At 64.4% G+C, this 26,676-nt stretch carries 24 protein-coding genes and 1 pseudogene; 9 read left to right on the top strand and 16 right to left on the bottom strand.

From position 1 onward, the window contains the following. Positions 1-7: 7 nt before the first annotated feature. Complete coding sequence (locus VH499_RS09850; RefSeq protein ID WP_332052543.1) at positions 8-973, bottom strand: aldo/keto reductase; 966 nt, start codon at positions 971-973, stop codon at positions 8-10. Beyond that, entirely contained in the window at positions 974-1,291 is a 318-nt protein-coding gene (locus tag VH499_RS09845; protein WP_332052542.1) for a monooxygenase, read from the bottom strand. 39 nt (positions 1,292-1,330) lie between these two features. Between VH499_RS09845 and VH499_RS09840 the strand changes: the two genes are divergently transcribed. From VH499_RS09840 to VH499_RS09830, 3 genes are all read left to right on the top strand, one after another. Continuing rightward, positions 1,331-2,017: a haloacid dehalogenase type II gene (locus VH499_RS09840; protein WP_332052541.1), complete on the top strand. Its 687-nt coding sequence runs from the start codon at positions 1,331-1,333 to the stop codon at positions 2,015-2,017. Continuing rightward, positions 2,017-3,006: a threonine/serine dehydratase gene (locus VH499_RS09835; RefSeq protein WP_332052540.1), complete on the top strand. Its 990-nt coding sequence runs from the start codon at positions 2,017-2,019 to the stop codon at positions 3,004-3,006. Before VH499_RS09840 ends, VH499_RS09835 begins: the two co-directional genes overlap by 1 nt. A gap of 326 nt (positions 3,007-3,332) precedes the next feature. Further along, positions 3,333-3,911, top strand: a complete 579-nt coding sequence (locus tag VH499_RS09830; protein ID WP_332052539.1) for a hypothetical protein — start codon at positions 3,333-3,335, stop codon at positions 3,909-3,911. A 367-nt stretch (positions 3,912-4,278) separates the two neighbouring features. Here the strand turns inward: VH499_RS09830 and VH499_RS09825 are convergent, their stop codons facing one another. The 6 genes from VH499_RS09825 to VH499_RS09800 form a co-directional block, all read right to left on the bottom strand. Further along, positions 4,279-5,355 (bottom strand): branched-chain amino acid ABC transporter permease, encoded by a 1,077-nt coding sequence (locus VH499_RS09825; protein ID WP_332052538.1) that lies wholly within the window; start codon positions 5,353-5,355, stop codon positions 4,279-4,281. After that, on the bottom strand, positions 5,352-6,233 hold the full coding sequence (locus VH499_RS09820; protein ID WP_332052537.1) for a branched-chain amino acid ABC transporter permease: 882 nt from the start codon (positions 6,231-6,233) through the stop codon (positions 5,352-5,354). The genes VH499_RS09825 and VH499_RS09820 overlap by 4 nt, the downstream gene beginning before the upstream one ends. A gap of 78 nt (positions 6,234-6,311) precedes the next feature. Beyond that, positions 6,312-7,016, bottom strand: coding sequence for an ABC transporter ATP-binding protein (locus VH499_RS09815; RefSeq protein ID WP_332052536.1), 705 nt, complete (start codon positions 7,014-7,016; stop codon positions 6,312-6,314). Between the two features lie 13 nt (positions 7,017-7,029). Then, positions 7,030-7,785: an ABC transporter ATP-binding protein gene (locus VH499_RS09810; RefSeq protein ID WP_332052535.1), complete on the bottom strand. Its 756-nt coding sequence runs from the start codon at positions 7,783-7,785 to the stop codon at positions 7,030-7,032. A 31-nt stretch (positions 7,786-7,816) separates the two neighbouring features. Beyond that, positions 7,817-9,127, bottom strand: a complete 1,311-nt coding sequence (locus VH499_RS09805; RefSeq protein ID WP_332052534.1) for an ABC transporter substrate-binding protein — start codon at positions 9,125-9,127, stop codon at positions 7,817-7,819. Between the two features lie 99 nt (positions 9,128-9,226). Further along, on the bottom strand, positions 9,227-11,179 hold the full coding sequence (locus tag VH499_RS09800; protein ID WP_332052533.1) for an alkyl/aryl-sulfatase: 1,953 nt from the start codon (positions 11,177-11,179) through the stop codon (positions 9,227-9,229). A gap of 46 nt (positions 11,180-11,225) precedes the next feature. On the opposite strand from VH499_RS09800, the gene VH499_RS09795 reads away from it, so the two are divergent. Further along, positions 11,226-11,564: an MmcQ/YjbR family DNA-binding protein gene (locus tag VH499_RS09795; RefSeq protein WP_332052532.1), complete on the top strand. Its 339-nt coding sequence runs from the start codon at positions 11,226-11,228 to the stop codon at positions 11,562-11,564. Between the two features lie 41 nt (positions 11,565-11,605). On the opposite strand, the gene VH499_RS09790 is transcribed toward VH499_RS09795, so the two are convergent. Then, entirely contained in the window at positions 11,606-12,793 is a 1,188-nt protein-coding gene (locus tag VH499_RS09790; protein ID WP_332052531.1) for an MFS transporter, read from the bottom strand. Positions 12,794-12,859: 66 nt separating this feature from the next. On the opposite strand from VH499_RS09790, the gene VH499_RS09785 reads away from it, so the two are divergent. From VH499_RS09785 to VH499_RS09770, 4 genes are all read left to right on the top strand, one after another. Continuing rightward, positions 12,860-13,669, top strand: coding sequence for a helix-turn-helix transcriptional regulator (locus VH499_RS09785; protein WP_332052530.1), 810 nt, complete (start codon positions 12,860-12,862; stop codon positions 13,667-13,669). A gap of 166 nt (positions 13,670-13,835) precedes the next feature. After that, positions 13,836-15,647, top strand: coding sequence for an FAD-dependent oxidoreductase (locus VH499_RS09780; protein ID WP_332052577.1), 1,812 nt, complete (start codon positions 13,836-13,838; stop codon positions 15,645-15,647). Beyond that, positions 15,632-17,476 (top strand): 2-oxoacid:acceptor oxidoreductase subunit alpha, encoded by a 1,845-nt coding sequence (locus tag VH499_RS09775; RefSeq protein WP_332052529.1) that lies wholly within the window; start codon positions 15,632-15,634, stop codon positions 17,474-17,476. Before VH499_RS09780 ends, VH499_RS09775 begins: the two co-directional genes overlap by 16 nt. After that, complete coding sequence (locus VH499_RS09770; protein ID WP_332052528.1) at positions 17,473-18,528, top strand: 2-oxoacid:ferredoxin oxidoreductase subunit beta; 1,056 nt, start codon at positions 17,473-17,475, stop codon at positions 18,526-18,528. Before VH499_RS09775 ends, VH499_RS09770 begins: the two co-directional genes overlap by 4 nt. A 125-nt stretch (positions 18,529-18,653) precedes the next feature. On the opposite strand, the gene VH499_RS09765 is transcribed toward VH499_RS09770, so the two are convergent. The 6 genes from VH499_RS09765 to VH499_RS09740 form a co-directional block, all read right to left on the bottom strand. Then, positions 18,654-19,076, bottom strand: coding sequence for a cupin domain-containing protein (locus tag VH499_RS09765; RefSeq protein WP_332052527.1), 423 nt, complete (start codon positions 19,074-19,076; stop codon positions 18,654-18,656). Between the two features lie 13 nt (positions 19,077-19,089). After that, entirely contained in the window at positions 19,090-19,575 is a 486-nt protein-coding gene (locus VH499_RS09760) for a hypothetical protein (RefSeq protein WP_332052526.1), read from the bottom strand. Positions 19,576-19,656: 81 nt separating this feature from the next. After that, complete coding sequence (locus tag VH499_RS09755; RefSeq protein WP_332052525.1) at positions 19,657-21,375, bottom strand: ABC transporter ATP-binding protein/permease; 1,719 nt, start codon at positions 21,373-21,375, stop codon at positions 19,657-19,659. Positions 21,376-21,405: 30 nt separating this feature from the next. Then, positions 21,406-22,704 carry a TRAP transporter permease gene (locus VH499_RS09750; protein ID WP_332052524.1) on the bottom strand — a complete coding sequence of 433 codons (1,299 nt, stop codon included), beginning with the start codon at positions 22,702-22,704 and terminating at the stop codon, positions 21,406-21,408. Next, a complete protein-coding gene (locus VH499_RS09745) occupies positions 22,701-23,207 on the bottom strand; it encodes a TRAP transporter small permease (RefSeq protein WP_332052523.1) in 507 nt (168 codons plus the stop codon). The genes VH499_RS09750 and VH499_RS09745 overlap by 4 nt, the downstream gene beginning before the upstream one ends. 159 nt (positions 23,208-23,366) lie before the next feature. Then, on the bottom strand, positions 23,367-24,386 hold the full coding sequence (locus VH499_RS09740; protein ID WP_332052522.1) for a TRAP transporter substrate-binding protein: 1,020 nt from the start codon (positions 24,384-24,386) through the stop codon (positions 23,367-23,369). A 44-nt stretch (positions 24,387-24,430) separates the two neighbouring features. Between VH499_RS09740 and VH499_RS09735 the strand changes: the two are divergent. Further along, positions 24,431-25,763 (top strand): annotated as a pseudogene (locus VH499_RS09735) (RsmB/NOP family class I SAM-dependent RNA methyltransferase). Here VH499_RS09735 and VH499_RS09730 read toward each other — a convergent pair. Further along, entirely contained in the window at positions 25,747-26,655 is a 909-nt protein-coding gene (locus tag VH499_RS09730) for a DMT family transporter (RefSeq protein WP_332052520.1), read from the bottom strand. The pseudogene VH499_RS09735 and the gene VH499_RS09730 sit on opposite strands and share 17 nt — an antisense overlap. Positions 26,656-26,676: the final 21 nt, after the last annotated feature.

The raw sequence follows: 26,676 nt of genomic DNA, 5'->3' as shown, positions 1-26,676 counted from the left end.
CGGGGCACTACGTCCCGAGCCGCAAGAGGGTCTCTTCCGGCAGCGGCCCCTTGTTCACGGCAGCGGCCGCCTGCTCGAGCTGGTCCAGGGTCGAATAGCCGACCAGCACGGTCGTCACGGCGGGATGGGCGATCACGAAGCGGAGCGCCAGCTCCGTCAGGCTGCTGGCGATCCCCTGCTTCACCAACGGCTCGAGCACCTTGGCGCGCGCGACGTCCTCGACGAAGCTCGGCGCCGAACCGATCGGGTCGACGGCTTGCATGGCGAGCGGATGGCGTTCGGTCGTGCCCGCGAGCGCACCGCCGGCCAGCGCCCGGATCACGATCGTCCCCATGTCCACGGCGTGAGTTCGACCGAGCAGGTGACCGTAGTCCTGGCCCGGCGCGCCACGAGGCATCGGTCCGCCGGTGCTGGGATTGAGGACATTGTAGACGACCTGCATGGTATCGAAGGCGCCAGACTCGATCGCCCGCAGAAGAGCTGGCGTCTGGCCGACGCCGCTGAAACCGATGAAGCGCGTCTTGCCGGCCTCCTGCAGGCGCCTCATTGCCGGCACCACCTCGTTCAAGGCGATGTCGATCGCCAGCCGATCGTCGGCATCGTTTGCGACGAGCGGATTGTGCAGCTGGAACAGATCGACCTGTTCGCGGCCGAGCCGCCGCAGGCTCTCATCCATCGATTGGGTGACGGCGTCGGCGATGCGCGAGCGGTCCGCCGCCTTGAGCCGGACCTTGGTCCCGACCACGACGTCGGGCTTCAGCGCCTTCAGCACGCGGCCGACCTTGCGCTCGGATTCGCCGTCGCCATAGAGCGGGGCAGTATCGATGTAGTTGATACCGAGCTCGACGGCGCGCGCGACCGCCCGCTCCTGGTCAACCGACGCGCCCTTGGTCATCAGGCCGCCAACGGCTCCCGCCCCGAAGCCGAGCAGGGAGATCTCGACATTCGTCCGCCCCAGCCGGCGCCGCTGCATTCAGCGCTCTCCCTCGATCCGAACCTTTCCTGTCTCGTTGTCCACGACGACATGGCTGTCGTAGTACGTGACTGTGGGCTTTGCTCCGAAGCGGGCCTCCATTTGTCGCTCCCAGTCGGGCGTGTACCAGGCCCGCGCGGCGGCTTCGGATTCCCAAAGATAGACTCCGCCGCCACCGGCATCGCCATTGATATAGTATTTTCTCAGAAGCCCCTTGGCGCCAAGCGCGGTATAGGTCGGCGCCGTCTTGCGGGCCGCCTCGACCGCGGCCTCGCGCGGCCGCCTGGTCATGGGGATCTGAACAATGGCGACGAACATGCCTGCCAGCCTAAGGTCATTGACCGTCGGGAGCAATTCATGAGCGCAGGACTGAACGGGATCGAACTTTGTGTTTTCGACGCCTACGGCACGCTTTACGACTTCAATTCGGCGGTCGCCCGCCACCGGCCCGCTATCGGCCCCGGCGCGGATGCGTTGACCGAGATGTGGCGCATCAAGCAGATCCAGTACACATGGCTGCGCAACAGCATGGGAGCCTATGCCAAGTTCTGGCAGGTGACGGGTGAGGCTCTTGATCATTGTCTGGCGGCGCAGGACATCGCCGCAGCGGATATACGCGACAAGCTGATGGCCGCCTATCTGGCGCTCGATCCCTTTGCCGAAGTGCCAGCTACGCTTGAAAGGCTGAAGCAGGCCGGCAAGCGGCTTGCCATTCTTTCCAACGGAAATCCCGAGATGCTCGATCCGATGGTGCGGGCCTCTGGCCTCTCCGACAAGTTCGAAGCCGTTCTGAGCGTCGACGCTGCCCAAGTCTTCAAGCCCGATGCCAGGGTCTATCGTTTGGTCGAGGCACGACTTGGCGTCAGGTCGGACAAGGTCTGTTTCCTGTCGTCGAATTGCTGGGATGCCCATGGCGCCGCTCACTTCGGCTTCCGCACGGTGTGGGTGAATCGGGCGGATGCGCCCGACGACCGCCTGCCGGGCAAGACGAATGCGCAGATCAAGGACCTTTCGCAGCTTCCTGCTCTTCTCGGTGTCTCCTGATGTCCTCACCGCCGACATTCGCGGACGTTCAGGCCGCCGCCCGCCGCCTGAACGGTATTGTCGTCCGTACGCCGCTTCTCGAGAATGACCGTGTCAATCGGCGGCTCGGCGGAAGGCTGTTCGTCAAGGCGGAGTGCCTGCAACGAACCGGCTCATTCAAGATCCGGGGCGCCTACAACTTCCTCGCTTCCCTGGGCGATGCCGACCGCAAACGCGGCGTCGTCGGCTGGTCCTCCGGCAACCATGCCCAGGGGCTGGCCGAAGCGGCGCGGTTGATGGGAGTGAAGGCCACGATCGTGATGCCGGCCGATGCGCCGGCATTGAAGGTCGCCAACACGCGCGCCAGCGGCGCCGAGATCGTGCTCTACGATCGGGTCAAGGAGAGCCGCGAGGAGATCGGCATCGGCATCGCCAAGGAGACCGGCGCGACGGTTGTGCCGCCCTATGATCACCCCTGGATCCTGACCGGCCAGGGCACGGTCGGCCTGGAGATCGCCGAGCAGGCGAAGGCGCTGGGTGTCGTCCTCGACGCGGTGGCCGCGCCCTGCTCTGGCGGCGGACTTGCCACCGGCGTGGCGCTCGGCGTCCACGGCGTCAGCCCCTCGACCGTCGTCCATGCCGGCGAACCGGCGGGCTTCGACGACATGACGCGCTCGCTGGCAACCGGCCGCAAGCAGCGAAACGAGAAGCTCAGCGGGTCAATCTGCGACGCGCTTCTTGCTCCCGAACCCGGTGACTTGACCTTCCCGCTGGCGCAGAAGGTATTGGGTCCGGGGCTCGTGGTCACGGACGAAGAGGTGCTCGACGCCATGGAGCTGGCGTTCCGCGACTTCAAGGTCGTCGTCGAGCCCGGCGGCGCGGTCGCGTTGGCCGCAGCACTGACTGGCAAGCTGCCGGTAAAGGGCCGCTCGGTCGCCGCAATCTGTTCGGGCGGCAATGTCGATCACGCGACTTTCGCGCGGGCCCTGGAGCGATCTGCCGCTGCCTGAAGTCAGGTCGCGTCCGCCGGGAATGGCGGATCCTTCCAACGGTCAGCCTCGCATGCGAGCGACCAGCGCGCCTACGTCGGCTAGCAGATAGGCGATGCCACGCTGCACGCGGCGCTGATGGCCATCCTCAATTCCGTTGTCATCGCGACACCACTTCTACGCTTCGAGATCAAGGGTCAACGTCTTCGGTCGCTCCGGCGCCAGCCGCTGCAACACCAAAACCTCCCGCCGTCAACGGGAGGACAGTCAAGCCTTGCAACCTTGCCCCAACCTTGCGACTGTCAACGGGCCTTCAAGGCAGGCGCGACATTCCGGGGGGAAGTCACATGAAGAGATCGGTGCATTGTGCCGCCATGGCGGCGGCGCTGCTGCTCGGCGTGAGCCTTGCCACGGGAGCGCGCGCGGAGATCACCTACACCAACGAGCTCGGCGGCAAGGGCGGTGGGCATTTCGAGGATAGCTGCAACCCCGGCGACTTCCTCGTCGGCTTCAACTGGACGGCGGGCAAGGCGCTGAACACCGTCTCTCCCCTCTGCGTCGTTCAGAAGAACGGGAAGTGGGCGGGCCAACCATATCGCCGTCGTACATGGGGGCAGCCCGCCGAACGTATCGGCGGAGTAGCTGCTCCTTTCATAAACGGTAGCCACAAATGCAATCCCGATCAGTTCGTGACGGCGCTGCACGTCTGGTGGGACAAGTTCGGCATCGTCCACCATGTTGAGGTTTTCTGTCACGACGTCTCGCGCAGCAAGAAGTATGTCTACCAAACGGACACTCAGGGGGGCGAACCCAGCCACGACGGCTCGGCGCCCTGCCCGACAGGGCAATTCGGCATCGGCATCCACGGGGGCTATGGGGCGTTGATCGACCGCATTGGGCTGAAGTGCCAGACGCTCGCGCCCTAGCATCGACTGCCTGGGCCTGTCCGTTCGTCGCTCGGGACATGATTGCCGCAAACAGCGAAAGGTAGTGGACGCGATGTGGCATCGTTGCCCGATTCCGCGTGGCCTTGCACTCAGGCGAGATCGTCGCTGGCGAAATCGGCGACGTCCGCCGGGAGGTCGCCTATGTCGGCGCTACGCTGAACGTCTCGGCACGGCTGCTCGATTCGACAAGGGCCTTGGCCGGGACGTACTGGCCTCGATGGATCTGCTCGACCCGATGACCTGCCGCAGGATCTGAAGGCAGAGCCGGGCTCGACCCTCACGCTGCGAGGCCGACCAGCACCGCTCGCGATCGCCGCCCTCGAGCGGCACTCGATCCACATATTTATTACGGTTTCTCATATTCTCTCACGTCGTGAGAAGCCTCCGATGCCGATTGCATTGGCATTCCCGACCGATTTCTCATTTTGTCACCCCACCCCCTCCTGCCACCAAGTCGACGGCTGGGGCGAATGCGGTCGACAATGCTGCCCAGGATGCCCTGGGGCAGAAAGATGATGAACGCCACCAGAAGCGCGCCGTAGATCAGGTTGTCCCAGCCGACGGCCTTCGTACCGAAGCCGATCCGAAGTGTCTCCGCGAGCAGGATGGTGATGACGGCGCCGACGGTCGGGCCGAGCGCGAGATACAGTCCGCCGACCACCGCCGCGAACACCATCTGCAGGGACACGGCGATGCCGCTTACCGTGTCGGGCGAGATGAACATCTGGTACTGGCAATAGACGGCGCCAGCCAGCGCCGTCATGAGGGCGCTGAGCACGGTAATCTTCAACTTCTCGGCCGTGACGTTCACGCCCGCCGCCGCGGCGGCGTCCTCGTCCTCGGAAATGGCTTCCATGGCGTGCCGCGCCATGCTGCGATCGACCCAGAACCAGATCAGCAATCCCACGGCCCAGACCGCGAGCGCCACGAAGTACCAGACGGTCTTGTCACTGGACTGCAGGGCTATGAGCTTGCTGCCGGTCGTAGCCTGCGGCGTGTAGCCCAGCGATCCTCCCGTATAGTCGCGCGAGGCAGTGATGACCTGCAGCACGATGCCGGACAGCGCCAGTGTCACCAGCGCGAAGTAGTGGCCCGTGATGCGGAAGCGAAAGCACGGATAGGCCACGACCAGGGCGAGAAGGCCGGCACAGACCAACGCGATCGGAATTCCGAGCCACGGCGACACGCCAAGATGGTTCCACAGCAGAGCCGTCACATAGGCGCCGACGCCCATGAAACCGCCGTGACCGAGCGAGGTGAGCCCGAACCGGCCCATCATCGACCAGGACGTGTAGGCGAACGACCAGATCAGGATCAGGACCATGATATGCAGGTGATAGGGATCGCGATGGACGAGCGGCAACATGACAAGGACCGCCGCGATGGCTGCCCAGGCACCGTAGCGTCCGTAACGCGCGCTCATGACCGTCTTGCCAGAAGGCCTCTGGGCCTGATGAACATCATCAGGATGAAGAAGCCGAAGGCCAGCACATAGCCCCATTCCAAATCGGAAAAGAGGCCGCCCAGCGAGATGATCTCGGCGAACACGAAGGCCGCCACAAAACCGCCGATGAAGTTGCCGAGACCACCCAGGACACAGATGAGGAAAGTGATCGGGCCGATGGAGAGACCAATGAAAGGATGCACGTCGTATTGCAGCACCAGAAGGCAGGCGGCCAATCCCGCCAGCGCGCCACCCAATGCCGATGTGATCAGATAGATCCGCCGGGTGTTCACGCCCATCAACGGCATGATCTGGCGGTCCTGGGCGATGGCGCGGATTGCCGTGCCGACATAGCTTCGTTTCATGAAGACGTAGACCGCGACCATGCCGATCAAGGCCGCCAGGAAGGCGAGCAGCCGGGCGTAGCTGAAATGCATGTCGCCGATGCCCAGTACCGGAAGCCGGATGCCGATATTGCGGAAATCGATGCCGAAGGCGACGGTGGCGAAGCTCTGCAGGAAGAACAGCACGCCGCCGGTGGCGAGAAGCTGGTTGATCGGTGGCGCGGAGAGCAACGGCTCGATCACCACGAGATGCAGAACCGCGCCCAGGCCGGCGACCAGAAGGACGCAGAGGGGCGCGGCGATCCAGTAGGACACGCCGAAAGCGGCCACGAGATAGTACATCCCGTACATGCCGATCATGATCAGCTCGGCGTAGCAGATCCAGATGACGTCGATGACGCCGAACACCAGGTTCAGACCGAGCGCCAGCAGCGCCAGCACGCCGCCAAGCAGAATGCCGTTCAGCACCGCCTCGAGCAGGTAGATATCGAAGATGTCGAGGAAATCCTGCATCACGCCCTCATTGGACCGCGCCAACCCACTGGCGCATGGTCGATGGGCGCAACCCGCGTTGCGCGCTCCTTCGTGCCCCTAGACACCGAGATATGCCTGCTTGATCGTCTCGCTCGACAGCATCTCCGCCGCGGTGCCCGAGGCGCGGATGGTGCCGGCTTCCAGCAGGTACGCGCGGTCCACGACATGAAGCACCTGCTGGACGTTTTGTTCGACGATCAGCACCGTCAATCCGCCTGCCCTGATACGCTTCACCAGGTCGAAGACCTGCTGCACGATCACCGGCGCCAGTCCGGCCGATGGCTCGTCGAGCAGCAGGAGCTTGGGGTCGCTCATCAGCGCGCGTCCGATCGCGCACATCTGCTGCTCGCCGCCCGAGAGCGTGCCCGCGAGCTGATGGCGGCGCTCTTTCAGGCGCGGGAAGAGGCCATACACGAACTCGCGCCGCTCATCGTGCCGGGCCCGTGCTTCGGGCATGAATGCCCCCATCCTGAGGTTGTCCTCGATGGTCAGCGACGGGAAGAGGCGGCGATTCTCGGGCACGTGGGCGACGCCCAGGCCGACGATCCGATGGGGCGGCGTCGCCAGCAGATCGACTCCTTCGATGGCGATCTTGCCGGCGCGCGGCCGGATCAGACCGGAGATCACGCGCATGAGGGTCGTCTTGCCCGCACCGTTGGGGCCGATCACCCCGACGGCCTCGCCCGCCTCCACGACGAGATCGATGCCAAACAGCGCCTGGAAGGTGCCGTAGCCCGCATCGACCTTGCTGAGTTCGAGCATGCGGCCCGCCCCTTCAGCGACGCTTTTCGGCCGCGGCCGCCTGCGTGGCATCGGCGTCGGTGCCGAGATAGACCTCGATCACACGCGGATCGCTCGCCACCGCGCTCGGCAAACCCTCGGAAATTTTCTCGCCGTGATCGAGCACCATGACCCGGTCGACCACGCGCATCAGGACACCCATGATGTGCTCGACCCAGATGATGGTGATGCCGAGCTCGTCCCGGATCTTGCGCAGCATTCTTGCTGCCTGGTCCATTTCCTTTTCGTCGAGACCGCCCAGGCTCTCGTCGGCGAGCAGCAGCCTCGGTCCGGTCGCCAGCGCCTTGGCGAGTTCCAGCTTCTTCAGGCCGGCCGCCCCCAGGCCGTCGACACGGGCATGACGGTCGGTCGGGAGGCCGACCATGGCGAGCGCGCGCTCGGCTGCTTCCGTCGCCTTTGCCCGGCTGTGTTGGCGCTGGCCAAAGTAGCCGGCAAGCTCGACGTTGTCGAAGATCGATAGCCGCCGAAAGGGCCGCGGGATCTGGAAGGTCCGCCCGATGCCGCGTTTGATGATCGTGTGCGGTGCCACGCCGGAGAGTTCGTGACCCTCGAAGCGGATCGAGCCGCCCGAGGGCGGGAATGTGCCCGACAGCATGTTGAAGATCGTGCTCTTGCCGGAGCCGTTCGGGCCGATCAGGCCGATGATCTCGCCCTGATCGACCTTGAACGAGACGTTGCTGACGGCCGTGAAGCCGCCGAAACGCTTGACCAGATTGCTGACGACGAGCACGGCTCGCCTCTGCGCAGGGTGCGGGTCTCGCCTACTTATAGCTGTAGGTGGTGCCGGACGGCAGCGGCAACACCGGTTCACGCTGTTGCTGGCTCTCGGGCCACACGACGAAAGCCTTGTCATCAATGTACTGGGTGACGACCGGGAACGCGCGCATGTTCTGGCCGGCCAGGGCGGCGTCCTCGGGCGCGAACTTGACGCCGAAGCCCAGCATTGTGCCGCCTTCGGGAAGGTCGACGTCGAGCGCTGCCTTGCGCAGTGCCTCACCGTCGATACCGCCGTATTTCTTGATGGCACGCGGCAGCACTTCCGTGAAGAAAACATAGGAGTTGCTGGCAGCCATGCCGATATGCGCCGATCTGGATGCGCCCGGCTTCATCTTGTCGAACTCGTCACCGATCATCTTGATGATCGGTGGCAGCTTCGGGTCGAGGCTCTTGGGGTTGGTGAGCCAGATCGAAATCGGATCGATGGTGAAAAGATAGTTGGCGTCCTTGCCCAAGCCTTCCTTGAGCTTGTCATAGACGCTGTACCCTGCGCCTTGACCGACGATGGCGCCGACCTTCAGGCCCTGCTCCCGCGCCTGGCGCAGCAGCAGCGTGATGTCGGGATTGTAGCCGGTATGGAAGATCACGTCCGGCCGGGCGCGCTTCAGCTTGGTCACCAGAGCCGACAGGTCCGGCGCAGTGATCGAGTAGCCTTCGTTCAAGACCACGTTAAAGCCGTGCTTCTTGGAGCCGGCCTCGTCGCCCTTGCCCACGTCGACGCCGTAAGCACCATCCTCGTGAACGATCGCCACGCGCAGATCCTTGGGGTCCTTGCCGAACTTCGACTTCGCATAATGGGCGATCATATCCGTCGCGGCGACGCCATAGAGATTACCGCTGACCTGCGGCCGGAAGACGTAGTGCAGGTGCCTGTTCTCCAGCACGGCGCTCGAAATGCACGTGGTGATCCACATGAACTTCTTGAGCTGCTCCACCTTCGCCGCGGCTGGCACGCATTGCGCCGAAGAATAGAAGCCGAGCAGCATGTCGACCTTTTCCTGTTCGACCAGCCGCACTGCCTCGTTGATGGCGACGTCGGGCTTGCTTTGCGCGTCGGCATAGACCGGCTCGATCTGGTAGCCTTCGACGCCGCCCTGCTTGATGAAGTAGTCGATCATGATCTTGGCGCCGTCGTATTGCAGCTCGGATCCGCCGCCCGCGAACGGGCCGGTCAGGTCGTAGACGACACCGATCTTGATCTTCTTCTGCTGGGCCTGGGCAGATACCGCCACGCCGAGCGCTGCAACGATGGTCACAACTGCGCTTACGAGACGCCCCACGTTACCCTTTGACATGGCGTTTCTCCCTGTAGTCAGCGTTTGTTCGCTTCTTTTCGCTTCTCGTTGAGCACATCACACGGGCCGCTTGCCGGAATGTCAAGCGTCGGCCCGGATTCACGGGCGTCCCTCGCCCGGCGTCAGGATGTCGAACATCATGGTCGAGGGCGGATCGAGCATGGCCAGCAACGCCGCCACGCGCGAGGGATCGCCATCGATCCGGACGGCGCCGGAGGCCAGCGCGTCCTGCATCAAAAGCTTGCCGAGGACGATCGCGTCGAGCGTGTCGCGCCTCGTCGTAATCGAGGCTATCGCGGCTTCCGAGCAGCTGCCCAGGCGATGCGTCAAGGTGCAGTTGCCGAGGGCCAGCGCCAATTGCTCGGCGCGATCCGTGAAGTGCCAGTTGACGACCATCGACTGGCCCGCCGCCTTCGCCGGATCGAGCCTGATCGCCAGCATGTCGAAGAAGATATCGGTGCTGAGGCCCGCCAGCGTATCGGCCGACAGGCCGCGCGGCGGCATCCGCAGCGTTCCGTGCCGCAGCTCCTGCGCGCCGAACAGGAAGGCATTGCGCCAGGTCGCTGATTCGGCCTGGTAGCCCATCTGCTCGAGTGCGTCGGCGCAAAGGGCGCGCGCCTCGCGATTGTCGGGATCGGCGTACACCACCTCCTTCATCACCTGGGCGACCCAGCGGAACTCGCCCTTGGCGAAGTCGTTGTGGGCGCGCTCGATGACCGCCGCCGCGCCGCCCATGTACTCGACGAGCTTCCTCGCCGCCGGCGCCGGCGGAAGCGGATGAAGGTTGCACGGATTGCCATCGTACCAGGAAAGGTAGCGCTGATAGACGGCCTTCACGTTGTGATTGACGGTGCCGTAGTAGCCGCGCGCCGACCAGCGCTCGGCGAGGCCGGGCGGCAGGTCGATGGCCTCGGCGATCTCGGCCGGTCGCCAGCCCTTGTTCATGAGGCGCAGCGTCTGGTCGTGGATGTGCTTGTAGAGATCGCGCTGCGCCTCGAGATGATCGCGCACCGCCGCGCGTCCCCAGGTCGGCCAATGATGCTGGCCGATCAGAATATCGACATGAGGACTGTACATCTCGATCGCTTCGCCGATGTACTTGGCCCAGATGCGCGGGTCGCGGGCCACCGCGCCCCGCAAGGGAATGAAGTTGTGCAGGAGCGGGCAGGCGTTCTCGGCCATGTTGAGCACGCCGAGCTCGGGATAGAACATATGCATCTCGGCCGGCGCCTCGGTGTCGGGAGCGAGCTGGAAGACGATCCGGAGACCGGCCATCGTGTGCTCCTCGACCGGACGCTCGATCGTCCGGGTCGGCGCGATCAGGCCCGGCGTGCCGCGCGCAACCGCCTTGCCGAGGCCGGCATCGACCTGGCCGCGCGGCCCGCGCGGCAGCAGATGACCGAACTGGAACTGCGCGCGCCGCATCATCGGCAGGCCAGCCAGAACGTTCTCGCCGGAGATGGCTTCCATGAAGCCTGCCGGCGCAATGACCTCGACCTTGCCCGCCTGCACGTCGGCCTCGTCGATCACGCCGCGCACGCCGCCATAGTGATCGACGTGGCTGTGCGTATAGATCACCGTCACCACGGGCTTCCTCGGCCGGTGCGCGTAGTACAGGGCCAATGCCGCGCGCGCGACCTCGGCCGTGGTCAACGGATCGATCAGGATCAGGCCGGTATCGCCTTCGAGCACCGTCATGTTCGAGATGTCGAAGCCGCGAAGCTGGTAGACACGCTCCGTCACCTTGAACAACCCGTTGGCGAGGTTGAGCCGCGCCATCCGCCACAGACTGGGATTCACCGTGCCGGGCGCGGGCTCTCCGTCGATGAAGGCATATTCGCCGAGGTTCCACAGCACGGTGCCGCTTTCGCTTCGCACCACGCCGCCCGGGACGGGCGCAATCAGGCCGCGCTGGGCCGCCTCGAAGTCGCGTGTGTCGCCGAACTTCAGCCCGCTAGCCATCGCCTCATTGGCGTTGCGCGTCGCCGTCTCGGCATCGCGCGCCGCGTCAAGATGCGTCGCCGGTACAGGCACGGCAGAATCTGTCGCCATTTTCGCTTTTCCTTCTCGCCCCGGCACGTCACTTTGCGTGTCAGTCATGGCTCGGCGCAAGCTTTCCCTGTCGACGATTCGGCGAGTTGCGAACGCACTGGCAGGCGTCGAAGAGGGCACTTCCTACGGCACGCCCGCCTGGCGCTTCAAAGGCAGGCTGCTCGCTCGGCTGCACCAGGACGGCCAGTCACTCGTGCTCAAAGTCGGCAACCGAACGCGCGACCATCTCCTTGAGGCGGACCTCGGGACGTTCTTCGCGACTGACCACTATCGCGGCCATCCGACGGTGCTGGCGCGACTCGACCGGCTGAATACCAGTGACCTGCGCAAGCTGATCGAGCGAGCGACCGCCATCCATCCATCTGGGGCGAGGAGCAAACGCTAGCGCGGGCTATGGCCTTCTTTGTCGCGGGGAGGCGATGGTGCCTACTCCGCCGGCTTGAGCGCCGCCGCGGCCGCTTGGCGCTCGTTCGGCAGGAACGAGATCGCGAGCACCGTGCAGGCCGCAACTGCCGCCAGCGCCATCAGCAATGTCGGGAAGCCCGCGGCCTTGACCGACGGCCCGATAGCGGCGACCACCAGCGAGCTCACGCCGAAGCCGATTGCCAAACGCATACCGGTGACGCGGCTGCGCATCCGGTCGTCGACATAGCGCACAATCATGGCATCGGTGAACGGTATCGCGCCGAACACGAAAACCATGAACAGCGTCGTGACGGCGATGAGCGCCCAGCCCTCGGCATAGGCGGCCAGCACGAACAGCGGCACTTGGGCGACCAGGATGGGCAGATAGACCGTCTTCAAGGGGAAGCGGTCGATCAGCATGCCGACGGCAATCTGCGCGATCGACGCGATGGTGAAAACGGCGAGCAGAACGATGCTGAGCAGCCAGGGGTTGGCCGCCAGTTCGGCCAGCCGCGCCTTCAGCATCTCGCCGTTGGAATTGGTCGTGAAATTGAACACGATGCTGCCCGACACCGCGGCGCAGGTCATGATGAAGAAGACGCGCGCCATGACGCCCGGCGGCAGATCGAGCATCTTCGACCTGCGCTTGGCCGGTGCTTCCTGCTCCTGCGGCACAAACGCCGCGAACAAGACCGCGGCGGCGACGCAGACGACGCCCGGCACGACATAGGCCATCTGCCAGCCAAAGCGGGTGGCCAGGATCACCGACAGGCTCGAACCGATTGCGATGCCGAGATTGCCGACGAGCCCATTTACGCCGATCACGAGGCCGGGCTTCTCCGCGCGCTGCACCAGCATCGGGATGCCGACCGGATGATAGATCGAGGCGAATGCACCCATCAGCGTCAACGCCAGCCCGATCTGCCACTTGTTCTGGCAGAGCGCGATCAGAAGACACGACAGGCCCATGCCGGCAAAGAACAGGATCATCATGATCCGCCGGCCCCATTGGTCGCCGAGTTTGCCGGAGACGATCGATCCTGCACCGAACATGAAGGACGCGCCAAAGGCATAGGGAGTGAGTTCGTGCCAGTCGGCGCCCCAGACGCCGGCGATGACGCTCACGGTATAAAGGAAGATCGCCAGCACCCAATGATCGAGGGCATGGCCGAGGTTGAGCAGGAGGGAGGTCGGGCTGCTGAACTTCATCGGGCATCTCCAGCCCGACAAAATAGGCAAGGCATCTTTGTCTGTCTTGCGCTAAAATGCCAACTTATGTCGAGAAGAAGACAAACCGGTTGGGTACGCTCGACCGACCCCGGCGACTATCAGCGCGTGCCGCGAGCGGTCGCAGCCATGCCCAAGGACTTCGTCGCGGGCTTCACGATCCTGCCGCATCACCATGAGCGCGCACAGCTCATCTACGCGACGACCGGCACGATGCGGGTGGCCACCGACGACGGCGTTTGGATCGTGCCACCGCAGCGCGCGCTCTGGATGCCGGCAGGCGTCACACACGGGATCGAAATGCTGGCCGAGGTCACAATGCGCACACTCTACCTGCGCGACGATGCCGCTTCCTTCATGCCCGGCACTTGCCACGTCTTGCCCGTCTCACCGCTTTTGCGCGAACTGATCGTGCGGGCCACCGAGCTGCCGCTTCAGTACGACGAGAGGGGTCCGGCCGGTCATGTCGTCGCTCTAATCCTGGCCGAGCTGCGCGGCCTGCAGTTTCTGCCCTTGCGGCTTCCCATGCCTCGCGATCCTCGCTTACGCACCGTATGCCAGGCGTTGCTTGATAGGCCGGGCGACGTCCGACCTCTGGACGATTGGGCGCCGCTGGCCAATCTGAGCGCGCGAACGCTTGCCCGTCGATTCCAGAGAGAGACCGGCATGAGCTTCGGCGGCTGGCGTCAGCAAGCTCGGGTCCTCGCAGCCATGGGTCGGCTGGGAGCGGGCGAACCGGTCACGCGGATCGCGCTCGATCTGGGATATGAGAGCGTCAGCGCTTTCAGCGCGATGTTTCGCCGCGCTGCAGGAACGTCACCGAGCGAGTTCCGTCATCGCCAGCCGGCCTCACGATAAGCCCTTTTGCCGCATAGGGAATTGGCGCCCTCCCCAACTGGCCCTCACATAGAATCTTGACGTCTAGTGTGTGAATCTCCCCAATGCGCACCCCATTTGCGTTAGAGTAAATCGTCGTTCATCCAAGCTCGGCTGCTGCCACTGGCAGCCCGAAGTGAGTTCAGTTTTGAAGCCGACCGACATCACGAATCCCGACTACTTCCACAAGGTGGTGGACTGCCAGTGGGCGTGCCCGGCTCATACGCCGGTTCCGGAGTACATTCGACTTATCGCCCACGGGCGATACTCCGACGCCTACATGATCAACTGGAAATCGAATGTCTTCCCGGGGATCCTCGGCCGCACGTGCGACCGCCCCTGCGAGCCGGCCTGCCGCCGCAGCCGCGTCGAGGACGAGACCCTCGTCAAGGGCAAGAAGGAGCCGGTGGCGATCTGCCGGCTGAAGCGCGTCGCAGCCGACTACAAGGACGACGCGATCGCCGAGCGCATGCCCCGGGCGCCGGCGAGGAATGGCAAGCGAGTGGCCTGCGTGGGCGGTGGCCCCGCCTCGCTCACGGTCGCTCGCGACCTTGCGGTGCTCGGCTACGAGATCGTGATCTACGACCAGGATCCCAAGCTCGGCGGTTTCATCCGCACGCAGATCCCGCACTTCCGCCTGCCCGAGTCGGTGATCGACGAGGAGGTGGGCTACATCACCGGCATCGGCAACATCGAATTCCGCCATCGGAAGATCGGTTCGATGAAGAAGCTCCTCGCTGAGGGCTACGACGCCGTCTTCGTGGGCTGTGGCGCGCCGCGCGGGCGCGAACTCGACGTACCGGGCCGCAAGCAAGCGGCGGCCAACATTCATATCGGCATCGACTGGCTGTCGTCGGTGTCGTTCGGCCATACGACCGGCGTCGGCAAGCGCGTGATCGTACTGGGTGGCGGCAATACCGCGATGGATTGTTGCCGCACAGCCCGCCGTCTCGGCGGCGAGGACGTCAAGGTGATTGTCCGCTCCGGCTTCGAGGAAATGAAGGCCTCGCCGTGGGAGAAGGAGGACGCGATGGGGGAGGACATCCCCATCCTGAACTTCCTGGTGCCGAAGGAAGTGACGCACGACAACGGCAAGATCACCGGCGTGCGATTCGAGAAAGTGCGCGCCGAGTACGACGCCAAGGGCCGCCGTTCGCTGGTGCCGTCGGGCGAGCCCGACCAGCATTTCGAATGCGACGACGTGCTGGTTGCGATCGGCCAGGAGAACGCCTTTCCCTGGATCGAGAAGGACGCCGGCATCGAGTTCGACAAATGGGGCCTGCCCAAGCTCGACGAGAACACACTGCAAAGCACGGCGAAGAACGTGTTTTTCGGCGGCGACGCGGCGTTTGGTCCGAAGAACATCATCTGGGCCGCGGCTCACGGCCACGACGCCGCCATCTCTATCCATAAGCTCCTGTCGGGCGGAAAGGTCGAGGAGCGGCCGGCGCCGGGTGTCAACATCGTCAGTCAGAAGATGGGTATCCACGAGTGGAGCTACGACAACGCGCCCACCATCGATCACCGGTTCAAGGTGCCGCATCGCGCCAAGCAGGAGGCGCTCAAGGACATCATGGCCGAGGTCGAACTGGGCTTCGATCCCGAGCTCGCCTTCCAGGAGGCGCGGCGCTGCCTGAACTGCGACGTACAGACCGTCTTCACCGGCACGCTCTGTATCGAATGCGATGCCTGCGTCGACATCTGCCCGATGGATTGCATCACCTTCACCGAGAACGGTGAGGAGAAGGATCTGCGCCGGCGGCTCAACGCGCCGGCGGTCAACCCGACCCAGGATCTTTACATCGGCAACGATCTCAAGACGGGCCGCGTCATGGTCAAGGACGAGGACGTCTGCCTGCATTGCGGGCTTTGCGCAGAGCGCTGCCCGACCGGCGCATGGGACATGCGCAAGTATTACACGGAAATGACTCAAGCGGAGCATGCATGCCGCCAGCAATAGCCGCCGTTAACGATTTCGTCGTCAAGTTCGCGAACGTCAACGGCTCCGGATCGGCGAGCGCCAACGAGCTGTTCGCGCGCGCGATCCTGCGCATGGGCGTGCCGGTGAGCCCGCGCAACATCTTCCCCTCGAATATCCAGGGCCTGCCGACCTGGTACGAGGTGCGCATCACGGAGAAGGGCTATCTCGGCCGGCGCGGTGGCGTCGACCTGATGGTCGCGATGAATCCGCAGACCTGGGCCCAGGACGTGAAGGAGATCGAGCCCGGCGGCTATCTCTTCTACGACAGCACCAAGCCGATGCCCTCCTCCGCGTTCCGCGACGACGTCAATGTCATCGGCGTGCCGCTCACCGCCATCTGCAACGCCACCTACACCGACGCCCGCCAGCGCCAGCTCTTCAAGAACATCATCTATGTCGGCGCGCTTTCGGTCCTGCTCGGCATCGATCCGAAGGAGATCGAGCGGCTGTTCGGGGAGCAGTTCAGGGGCAAGGAGAAGTTGCTCGATTCGAACGTCAAGGCGCTCAATCTCGGCCGCGACTGGGTCACGCAGCATCTCGATGCCGGCACGGTGAAGCTCGAGGTTCGCCGCGCCGACAATGTCGGCAACCGCATCTTCGTCGAGGGCAACAATGCCGCCGCCCTCGGTGCGGTCTATGGCGGCGCGACGGTCTGTGCCTGGTACCCCATCACCCCGTCGTCCTCGCTCGCCGAAGCCTTCGCCAATCACTGCAAGCGGCTGCGGCACGACAAGGAGACCGGCAAGGCCAAATACGCCATCGTCCAGGCCGAGGACGAGCTCGCCTCGATCGGCATGGTGATCGGTGCCGCCTGGAACGGCGCGCGCGCCTTCACCGCGACGTCGGGGCCGGGTATCTCGCTGATGACCGAGTTCATCGGCCTCTCCTACTTCGCCGAAGTGCCGGCGGTAATCGTGAACGTGCAACGCGGCGGGCCGTCGACAGGCATGCCGACGCGCACGCAACAGTCGGATCTGCTGTCCTGCGCCTACGCGTCCAACGGCGACACCAAGCACGTGCTGCTGTTCCCGGAAGACCCGAAGGAATGCTTCGAGTTCACGGCCCAGGCGCTTGATCTTGCCGATCGTCTGCAGACGCCCGTCTTCGTCATGACCGATCTCGACATCGGCATGAACCACCGCCTCTGCCATCCCTTCCAGTGGGACGAGAACCGGGTGTTCGACCGCGGCAAGGTAATGACGGCGGCCGATCTCGAGGCCGGCAAGACCTTCGGCCGCTATCTCGATGTCGATGGCGACGGCATTCCCTTTCGCACCTATCCCGGCACGCACCCGACCAAGGGCTCGTTCTTCACCCGCGGCACGACCAAGAACGAGTATGCGCGCTACTCCGAGGACGGGTCGGTCTATGTGCGCAACATGGAGCGGCTGCAGAAGAAATTCGCGACGGCTGCAAGGATCGCGCCGCAGCCACTGCGCTACTCCTCGCCGAAGGCGACGCGCTTTGGCGTGATCTATTTCGGATCGACGAGCCCCGCGATGGCCGAGGCCCTCGACCATATCGAGGCCGACGGCAACCACGTCAATGCGCTGCGCGTGCGGTCGTTCCCGTTCTCGAAGACGGTGGAGGACTTCATCCACGAACACGACAAGGTGTTCGTTGTCGAGCAGAACCGCGACGGCCAGCTGCGGACCATGCTGATGAGCGAGTTCACGCTCGATGCGCGCAAGCTCGTTCCCGTCCTGCACTACGATGGTACGCCGATTACAGCGCGCTTCATCGCGGCCGACATCGCCAAGAAGCTCGGCCAGCTCAAGGTTGTTCCCTTCGACAAGGCTGCGTCATGACCTTCATCGCCAAGCCCAGGCTCCATCATCCCTCGCTGGTCAAGAACAAGGCGGGCTTCACCCGCCGCGACTATGAAGGCGCCGTCTCGACGCTCTGCGCCGGCTGCGGCCACGACTCGATCAGCGCCGCGATCATCCAGGCCTGCTACGAGCTCGACATCCTGCCGCACCAGGTGGCGAAGCTGTCGGGCATCGGCTGCTCGTCCAAGGCGCCGACCTACTTCGTCGGCGCCAGTCACGGCTTCAACACGGTGCACGGGCGCATGCCGTCGGTCATGACGGGCGCCAATCTGGCCAACAAGGACCTGATCTACATGGGTGTGTCGGGCGATGGCGATTCGGCCTCGATCGGCCTCGGCCAGTTCGCGCACATCATGCGGCGCGGCGTGAACATGACCTATATCGTCATGAACAACGGCGTTTACGGTCTCACCAAGGGCCAGTTCTCGGCGACTGCGGACAAGGGTTCGATCAGCAAGAAGGGCGTCGCCAACGCCGACGCCTCGATCGACCTCGTGTCGATGGCGATCCTGATGGGCGCTACCTTCGTCGGCCGCTCCTTCTCCGGCGACAAGCAGCAGCTCGTGCCGCTCATCAAGGCGGCGATGGCGCACAGGGGTGCAGCGTTCCTCGACATCGTCAGCCCATGTGTCGCCTTCAACAACCACGCCGGCTCGACCAAGAGCTATGAATATGTGCGCGAGCATAACGAAGCGCTGAACCGCCTCGACTTCATCGAAGATCGTGAGGAGATCACCGCGGACTATGCACCCGGCACCGCGACCACGGTGCAGCAACACGACGGGTCGATCCTGCGGCTGCGCAAGCTTGGCGAGGACTACGATCCTTCCGACAAGATCGCGGCGGTGAAGCGCGTGCAGGAGGGCCTTGCCTCGGGCGAGGTCGTCACCGGCCTTCTCTACGTCGATCCGAGCCCGATGGACCTGCACGCCAACCTGAACACGGTCGACGCGCCTCTGAACTCGCTTCAGACGGCGGATCTTTGCCCCGGCCCGCAGGCGCTCGAGCGCATCAACGCCGGCCTTCGCTGATACAAGGAGCGCGCCAGTCCGGTGGCGCTCACGCTCATTTGGGCCGCGTATCTTGCGCGCCACTGGCGCATGGCAATGCGCCGAATGAGCGAGCTGGAGCCACTGGAGTGGTGCGCTCCGATGGGTCAATGCTCGAGGTCGAGTGTCTCGGGCGGCGGCGCGGCCTTGAGGTTCATCCGCCCCTCGTAGATCGGACGGCTACCCGTCGTCGGACCGGGATATTGCACGAAAAGCACCGTGCCACCGGTCTCGGTCCGCATCTCGTTCTCGAAATGCGGGTCTTCCATGTAGACGAGGGTGCCGGGGCCGTATCTCTTGTCGCCCATCTGGAACTCGCCCTCGATGATGTACCAGATCTGCGCGAAGTCGTGCTTGTGGAAGGGAAACCCTGCCCCCGGCTCGTAGCGCAGGAAGCCCGCGTTGGGCACGGTCGGCCTTTCCGGCGTCGGATGAAAGAGGAACTTCGTGACGTTCCGAAATCGCCCGAGCTCCCATTCCATCTCGTCGGGATGCTTGAACTCCGGAGCGTTGCGGGTGCGCGCGGTCATGGCATTCCCTCCCCTAGAGATCGACGCGTTCCTCCGCGACCGTCTTGCGATCGGCCATGTCGAAGCGGCCGGCATAGATCGGTCGTTCGCCGGTCGTCGGGCCGGGATACTGCACGATCAGAACCTCGCCGCCGGTCTCGGTCCGGAATTCGCCCTCGAAGTGCGGGTCGGGATGGAACAGCATCGTGCCGGGCCGGCACAGCTTTCCGCCGATCGTGAACTCGCCCTTCAGCACGTACCAGACCTGCGCGAAGCCGTGATAGTGCTCGGGATGCCAGGCGCCCGGCTCGAGCCGGAGAATGCCGGCGTTGGGCTCGGTCGGCCGCTCGGGCCGCGGATGGAACAGCATCTTGCCGGTCTCTCCCGGCCAGCGGATCGTCTCCCATGCGACATCGTCGATGTGCCTGATGTCATAAGGCAAATGATCCCTGCGCGACGCCTCGCGCGTCGTGACGAGGCGAGCATTGTCCTCCGCCGTGTCCGGAACCTGCTTGCTCATCCTTCAACTCCTTCATTGGTATTCGACGTGAAAGATGCCACTGGTCCTCCGCATCAGCCAACTCCGCGTGCGTCGCAGCCGTCATGCCGGTACCTCGACCAACGTCCCGACTTCCCCCGGCGCGCGCTTCAGTTCGAGTTGGCGGTCATGCCATTTTCGAAGCGTCGGCCGGTGGCCGATCGATACCATGGTCGTACCGGGCAGTTGTTTCTTCAATGCATTATAGACCGTCGCTTCGGCGGCATCGTCGAGCGAGGCGGTCGCCTCGTCCATAAAGAGCCAGTCGGGCTTGAAGACGATCGCGCGCGCTGCGGCGAGCCGCTGCTGCTCGCCGCCCGACAGGACGTTGCTCCAATGCGCCACCTCGTCGAGCCGGTCTGTCAGATGGCCAAGTCCCGTGGCCTGCAGGGCGGCGGCGATGTCGGCATCGGATGCGCGCGAATTCTCGTCGGGATACCTCACGGCATCGCGCAATGTCCCGATGGGGATGTATGGCTTCTGAGGAAGGAACAGCACGCGCGCGCCCTCGGGTACACGTACGCGACCGCGGCCGAAGGGCCAGATGCCGGCGAGCGCGCGGAACAGCGTGCTCTTGCCCGTGCCGCTCGCGCCGCGCACCAGGACCGACTGCCCCTTTTCCAATGGGAGATCGAGATTCTCGAGCAGCGCCTGGCCGCCCGGCAGGGAAAGCGTCAGGTCCTCGGTCGCGACGCCCGATCTGCCCGGTTGAGGCATGACCTCGATCGCAGTCGGCGGCTTCTCGTCCGTCGCAATTTGCAGTCCCTTGAGCCGGTCCATCACCGCCCGGAGCTCGGCAAGAGAGGTGTAGTTGTCGATGAAGAAGGACAGCGCCGTCTGGACTTGCCCGAACGCCGAGGCGGTCTGCGTCATCACGCCGAACGTGATGACTCCGGCGAAGAAGCGCGGTGCCGTGACCACGTAGGGAAAGATGATCGCGAGCTGGGCGTAGCCCGACTGGTAGAAGGCAAGCTGCGCCTGGGTCATCAGCACGCGAAAGCCGTTGTTGAAGACGTCGATGAAGCGCGCGTTGAGCGAATCGGCCTCGCGTTTCTCGCCGTGATAGAGAGCGATTCCCTCGGCATTCTCGCGCACGCGCACCAGCGAGAAGCGGAAGTTCGCCTCGAATCTCTGTCTCATGAAGTTGAGCGGAATGAGGCGCCTTCCCACGAGATTCGCGAGGTAGCTGCCCACGACGGCATAGATCAGGCACACCCAGGCCATGTAGCCGGGAACCGTGATGTCGATGCCGATCGAAGCGAGCGACAGCGGGCCGGACAGCTCCCACAGGATGAACAGGAAGGAGATCAGCGTCGCGACCGCGCCCAGCAGCCCGAGCAGCAGCGTCATGGTATATTGGCCGAGCTGGTTCAGGTCCTCTGCGATGCGCTGGTCCACATTGTCCACGGCACGTGTGAGCTCGATGCGATAGTAGCCGCGATCGTCGAGCCAATGCGCCAGATAGTGGCTGGTCAACCACCGCCGCCAGCGCAGCCGCAGATAGGGACTGACGATGGCGCGCGCCACGAAGACCATGATGTAGAGCGCGGCCAGCCAGGAGAAGAAGATGATCTCCCTCCAGAACACGGTCTCGTTCTTGTTCTGGATGCTGTCGTAGAAACGCCGGTTCCAGTCGTTGAACAGGACTTCGAGGCCCACGCCGGCGAAAGTGAGCGCGATCGCGCCGATCAGCAGCGCGATCGCGATCGGCCACTCCTCGGACCTGAAGTAGGGAATGACGAGGCGCCACCAGTCGCCGAGGAACGAGCCTACTCTCTTCATGCGGGAATCCTTTCGGGCCGCACGGTAGCCTTACATGTGGCCTGGCAGCCAGAGAGCGATGATCGGGAAAGCAATCAGGATAACGAGTCGCAGGATGTCGGTCGCGATGAAGGGCAGTACGCCCTTGAAGATTGACGAAAACGTGACGTCCTGGATCACGCTCTTGATCACGAAGACGTTCATGCCGACCGGCGGGTGGATCAGGCCGAGCTCCACGGTCATGACGATGATCACACCGAACCAGATCGGATCGAAGCCGAGATGCGTCACCACGGGGAAGATGATGGGCACAGTCAGGATGATCATCGCCATGGCATCCATCAGACAGCCGAGCATCAGGTACATCAGCATGATGAGGACGAGCACGCCGTAGCTGCCGATGCCGAGGCCGGTCAGAAACTCGGTCACCTTCTGCGGCACCTGGGTGATTGTAAGGAAGTAGCCGAACAGCAGCGCGCCGATCAGCACGGTGAAGACGGCCGCCGCGGTGCGCGTCGCCTGCAGGAGCGAAGCGCGGATTTCGGCGCGACCCAGTCGGCCGCGCAGCACGCCCAGCAGGAATGCGCCGCCCGCGCCGACGCCGCCCGCCTCGGTCGGCGTGAAGACGCCACCATAGAGCCCGCCGATCACGAACACGAAGAGCGACAGCGGCGCCCAGACATCGCGCAAGCCGGCCATGCGCTCCTTCCAGGGCGATTTCGGTGCGATCGGCAGGAAATCCGGCTTCACCCGGCAGATCAGGGCTATGGTCATGAGGTACATCGACATGGCCAGCAGCCCCGGCAGGATGCCGGCCATGAAGAGCTTGCCGATGTCCTGCTGGGTGATGAGACCATAGACCGCGAGCACCGTGGAGGGCGGCAACATCGCGCCGAGCGTGCCGCCCGCCGCGATCACGCCGGTGGCGAAGCTCTGCGGGTAGCCGTAGCGACGCATCTCGGGATAGGCGACCGTCGAAAAGGTTGCCGCTGTCGCGACCGACGAACCCGAGATGGCGGCGAAGCCGCCGCAGGACAGGACGGTGGCCAACCCCAGGCCACCACGCCGGTGGCCGATGAAGGTGTTGGCGGCGCGAAACAGCTCGCGGCTCACGCCGGAGTGAGAGACGAACGCCCCCATCAGCAGGAACATCGGAATGACGCCGAACTGGTAGTCGGTGACGGTGCGCATCGAGGTGAGCCCGACCAGCTTCAGCGCCGGCGCGCCGCCGCTGAGATAGGCGTAGCCGCTCACGCCAACCAGCCCCATGGCCATGCCGACCGGGACGCGCAGCAGCATGAGCGCGAACAGGACGACAAAGCCCAGTATCGCGACACTGTCGGCGTTCATTCCACGGCCGACCGGACGTCGTGAATGGCCTCGGGATGGAACACCAGCCGGAAGGTGCGGATGGCAATCAGCACCACGGCCGAAATGTCGCCGATCCAGGCGATGGCGAAAAAAGGCCAGGTCGGCAAGCGGAGATCGAAGGTCAGAACGTGATCGGCATAGGTCGCCCGTACCTTGTCGAACAGCGTATAGGTCTGGACCGTCACCACGAAGAGCAGGACCAGCGTGGCGAAAACGTCGATTACGCGTTTCCAGCGCCGATTAGCCTGGGCCCAGACGAGATCGACGGTGATGTGCGTGCCGCGATAGGAAGTAGCCGCAATGCCCCAGAAGATCAGGATGCCGAGCAGCATGCGCCCGAAATCATAGGAGTCCGGGATCTGTGTGCTGAAGAAGCGGCGCAGCATCACCGAAATGAAGATGTCGGCCGCGACCAGCCCCACGAACACCGCCGCGATCGCCTCGATCGTGTCGATGATGCGGTCCATCGCGCTACGCTTCACGACGCACCCCCCTTCCCTGACGCCTCTCCGCCGCGAGGAAACGGTTTCATCCCAAGTCGCGCGCCAACCCGCGCGCTCAAGCGAGCAGTCTTCAGTCGGCGCTGCAAAGGACCCTTCGCTTCGCTCGCGATGACACGACTGGCCGGCCCTTCGCTTCGCTCAGAACCCGGCCTTGTATTGCGCGATGCTGGCCTCGAGCGCCTTGTAGATCGAGTCGGCGTCGCCCCCGGCCTTGGTGACGGCATCGGCCCACTGCTTCTGCAGCGGCTGGACGGCGGTCTTCCACGCCTTGAGCTGATCGGGTGTCAGCTCGTAGACCTCGTGACCCGCTGCCGCTTTCATCTTGCCGCGCCCCGCCGCCTCGAAGTCGTGCCACGGCGAGGAAAGCTTCACCGCCCACTCGTTCGTGCAGTGGTCGTCGATCACCTTCTTCTGCGCAGGCGACATGCCGTCGTACTTCGCCTTGTTCATCGAGTAGGTGAAGGTGGTCGTATAGAGCGGCACGTCCATATGATACTTGGTGACCTTGTCGAGGCCGAACAGGAACATCGAGCCCCACGGGAAGAAGATCGCATCGGCCACGCCACGTTCCAGCACGTCGCGCGCCTCTGGCGCCGAAGCCTGCACGTTCGTGCCGCCCAGCATCGTCACCATCTGGGCGATGGTGCTCTGCGGCGGGCGAATCTTCATGCCCTTGATGTCCTCCGGAACGACCACCTTCTTGCGGCCGTGATAGGCGCCGGGATCGTGGATGAAGGCAAAGCAGAAGTGCGTGTCCTTCATCTCCTGGGCGGCGTACTTGCGGTACCAGGCATCGAGCGCGGCGGTCCCCTTCTTGGCGTCGGCGAACATGAAGGGAAGCTGGCCGGCGGCGATCACCGGAAAGCGGCCGGGCTGATAGCCGGGGTTGACGTAGGTCAGGTCGGCGATGCCGTCGCGCGCCATGTCGTAGTGATCGAACGCCTTGCCGAGTTGCTCGGAAGGAAAGATCGTCGTCTTGATGGTGCCACCCGACTCCTTCTGGATGTCTTCAGCCCAGGCCTTGGTCGCGGGCACCAGGGGATGGGCCGGCGGCAGCCAGATGGAGATCTTGAGGTCGACCGTCTTGTCCTGGGCGGCGGCCGGAAGGCCGGCGGCCGCGATCAGGCCGAGGACCAAAGCGACGGTTGATCTTCTCATTGGCCGTTTCCTCCTATTTGTTTGTAGCGCCAACATACCGAGCCATGACAAGAGCGCCAACCGCGTTTATAGCGCCAAGCGATGGACGCCTCCCTCGCCTCCCGCCGCGTCGCGCTCGAGGTCCTGATCGCTTGCCTGGACAAAGGCCAGCCGCTCGACGACACCCTGGTCCGCCATGAAGGCTTCGCCGCGCTCGATCCGCGCGATCGCGCCTTTGTGCGTTTCCTGCTGGCGACGACGCTGCGACGGCTCGGCGAGATCGACGAAGTTCTGGCGATGCTGGTCGAGCGGCCGCTGGAAGGCGCCAACCTGGCCGCGCGCGAGGTGCTGCGCCTCGGAGCGGCGCAGCTTCTGTTCGTCGGTACTCCCGCGCACGCCGCCGTCGATACCTCGGTCCGCCTGGTCGAGGATGCCCATCTCCCTCACCTCAAGGGATTGGCCAATGCCGTGCTGCGCCGCGTTGCGCGCGAAGGGGTGGCGCTGCTGGGCGATCGCGATCCGGCGCGTCTCAATACGCCGCGCTGGCTGTGGCAGAGCTGGTCGGCGGATTACGGCGAGGAAACCGCGCGTGCCATCGCCGCGTCGCATCTGGTCGAGGCTCCGCTCGACCTTACTCCTCGCGCCGACACCGCGTTCTGGGCCGGCCGTCTCAACGCCGAGATGCTGCCGACCGGAACCCTTCGGCGCGCGACCGGGGGCGCGATTACCGATCTGCCCGGCTTCGCAGAAGGCGCGTGGTGGGTCCAGGATGCCGCTGCCGCGTTGCCCGCCCGACTGTTGGGCGACATCGCCGGCAAGCGCGTTGCCGATCTGTGCGCCGCACCGGGAGGCAAGACCCTGCAGCTCTGCGCCGCCGGCGCCATCGTCACGGCTATCGACATCTCGCCTCGCCGCATCAGTCGTCTCGAGGACAATCTCGCGCGGACCGGTTTTAACGCTCACCTGGTGACCGCGGACGCGAGCAAATGGCTGCCGGCGGAAAAATTCGACGCCATCCTCCTCGATGCACCGTGCTCGGGTAGCGGAACGCTGCGTCGCCATCCCGATATCGCCTGGCTGAAGGATGAGGAAGACGTCGCTCGATTGACGCTTGCCCAGGATCGTCTGCTGCTGCATGCGCTCGATCTGCTGAAACCCGACAGCATGCTGATCTATGCCGTTTGCTCGTTGCAGGAAGATGAGGGGCCGGCGCGCATCGCGGCCCTGTTGGGCCGAGCGCCGAATGTGAAGCGCGTGCCGGTCCGGCCGGAGGAGTTGCCCGGGCTCGCCCATGCGATCACGCCGGCAGGCGATGTCCGGACCCTGCCGTCCATGTGGGCCGAGCGCGGAGGGTTGGACGGTTTCTACATTGCACGGCTGGTCACGACTGCGACGTGAGTTTACGGCGGTAGCGCACTCGCTCGCGATAGCCGATGTAAAGTCCGGACGCGATGATCACGGTCGCACCGATCCAGGTCCACTCGTCGGGCGTTTCGTCGAAGACGAAAAAGCCCAGGACAGCCGCCCCAATGAGCTGGGTGTAGTTGAATGGCGACACGACCGCGGCCGGTGCCTGGCTGTAGGCGATGGTGAGGAAGTAATGGCCCGCGCCGGCCATCACCCCCATTCCGACGAACAGGACGAGATGCCACGTCGAGGCCGGCATGGCCCATTCGAACGGCACGAACGGACTGGCCGCCAGGGTGCCGACAATGGTCGCCAGCGTCGCCGATGCATCCGGCCGCTCGGTCTGACCGTAGCGCCGCGAGAAGAGCTGGTAGAAGGCGCTGCAGACGGTGCTCGCCACCACCCACAGGATGTGCCAATCAAAATCGGCGTGGCCTGGCCGCACGATGATCAGCGCCCCGATGAAACCCACCGCGACCGCCGCCCAGCGCCGCGGACCAACCGGCTCGCCGAGCAGCCGCGAGGACAAGGCCGTCACGATCAAGGGACTCGACAAGGAGATCGAGGCGGCTGTCGCCAGCGGCAGATAGACCACGCCGTGGAAATAGAAGTAGGACGAAAAGAAGAGCAGCAGGCCGCGCACGATCTGCGTCTCGAGCCGGCGGATGGTGAACAGGCCCATTCCGTTGCGCGGCAGGAACATCGCCAACATGAAGATAAAGGCGAAGATATAGCGCGCCCAGATCACCTGGATCACGGGATAGCCCGAGGTCGAGAGCGTCTTCGACATTGCGTTCAGGATGGCAAAGCATGTCATCGCCACGACCGTGGAGACGATGGAGCGCAGAATGCGGTCCGCCGGAGGCGGCGCGGAGACAGTCATTATGTCAGCCTAGCGGCCCGC

Source organism: Reyranella sp. (assembly GCF_036558665.1).
Lineage (GTDB): Bacteria > Pseudomonadota > Alphaproteobacteria > Reyranellales > Reyranellaceae > Reyranella.
Note: the sequence above shows the minus strand (reverse complement) of the source record. Positions and strands in the feature narration are given on the sequence as shown.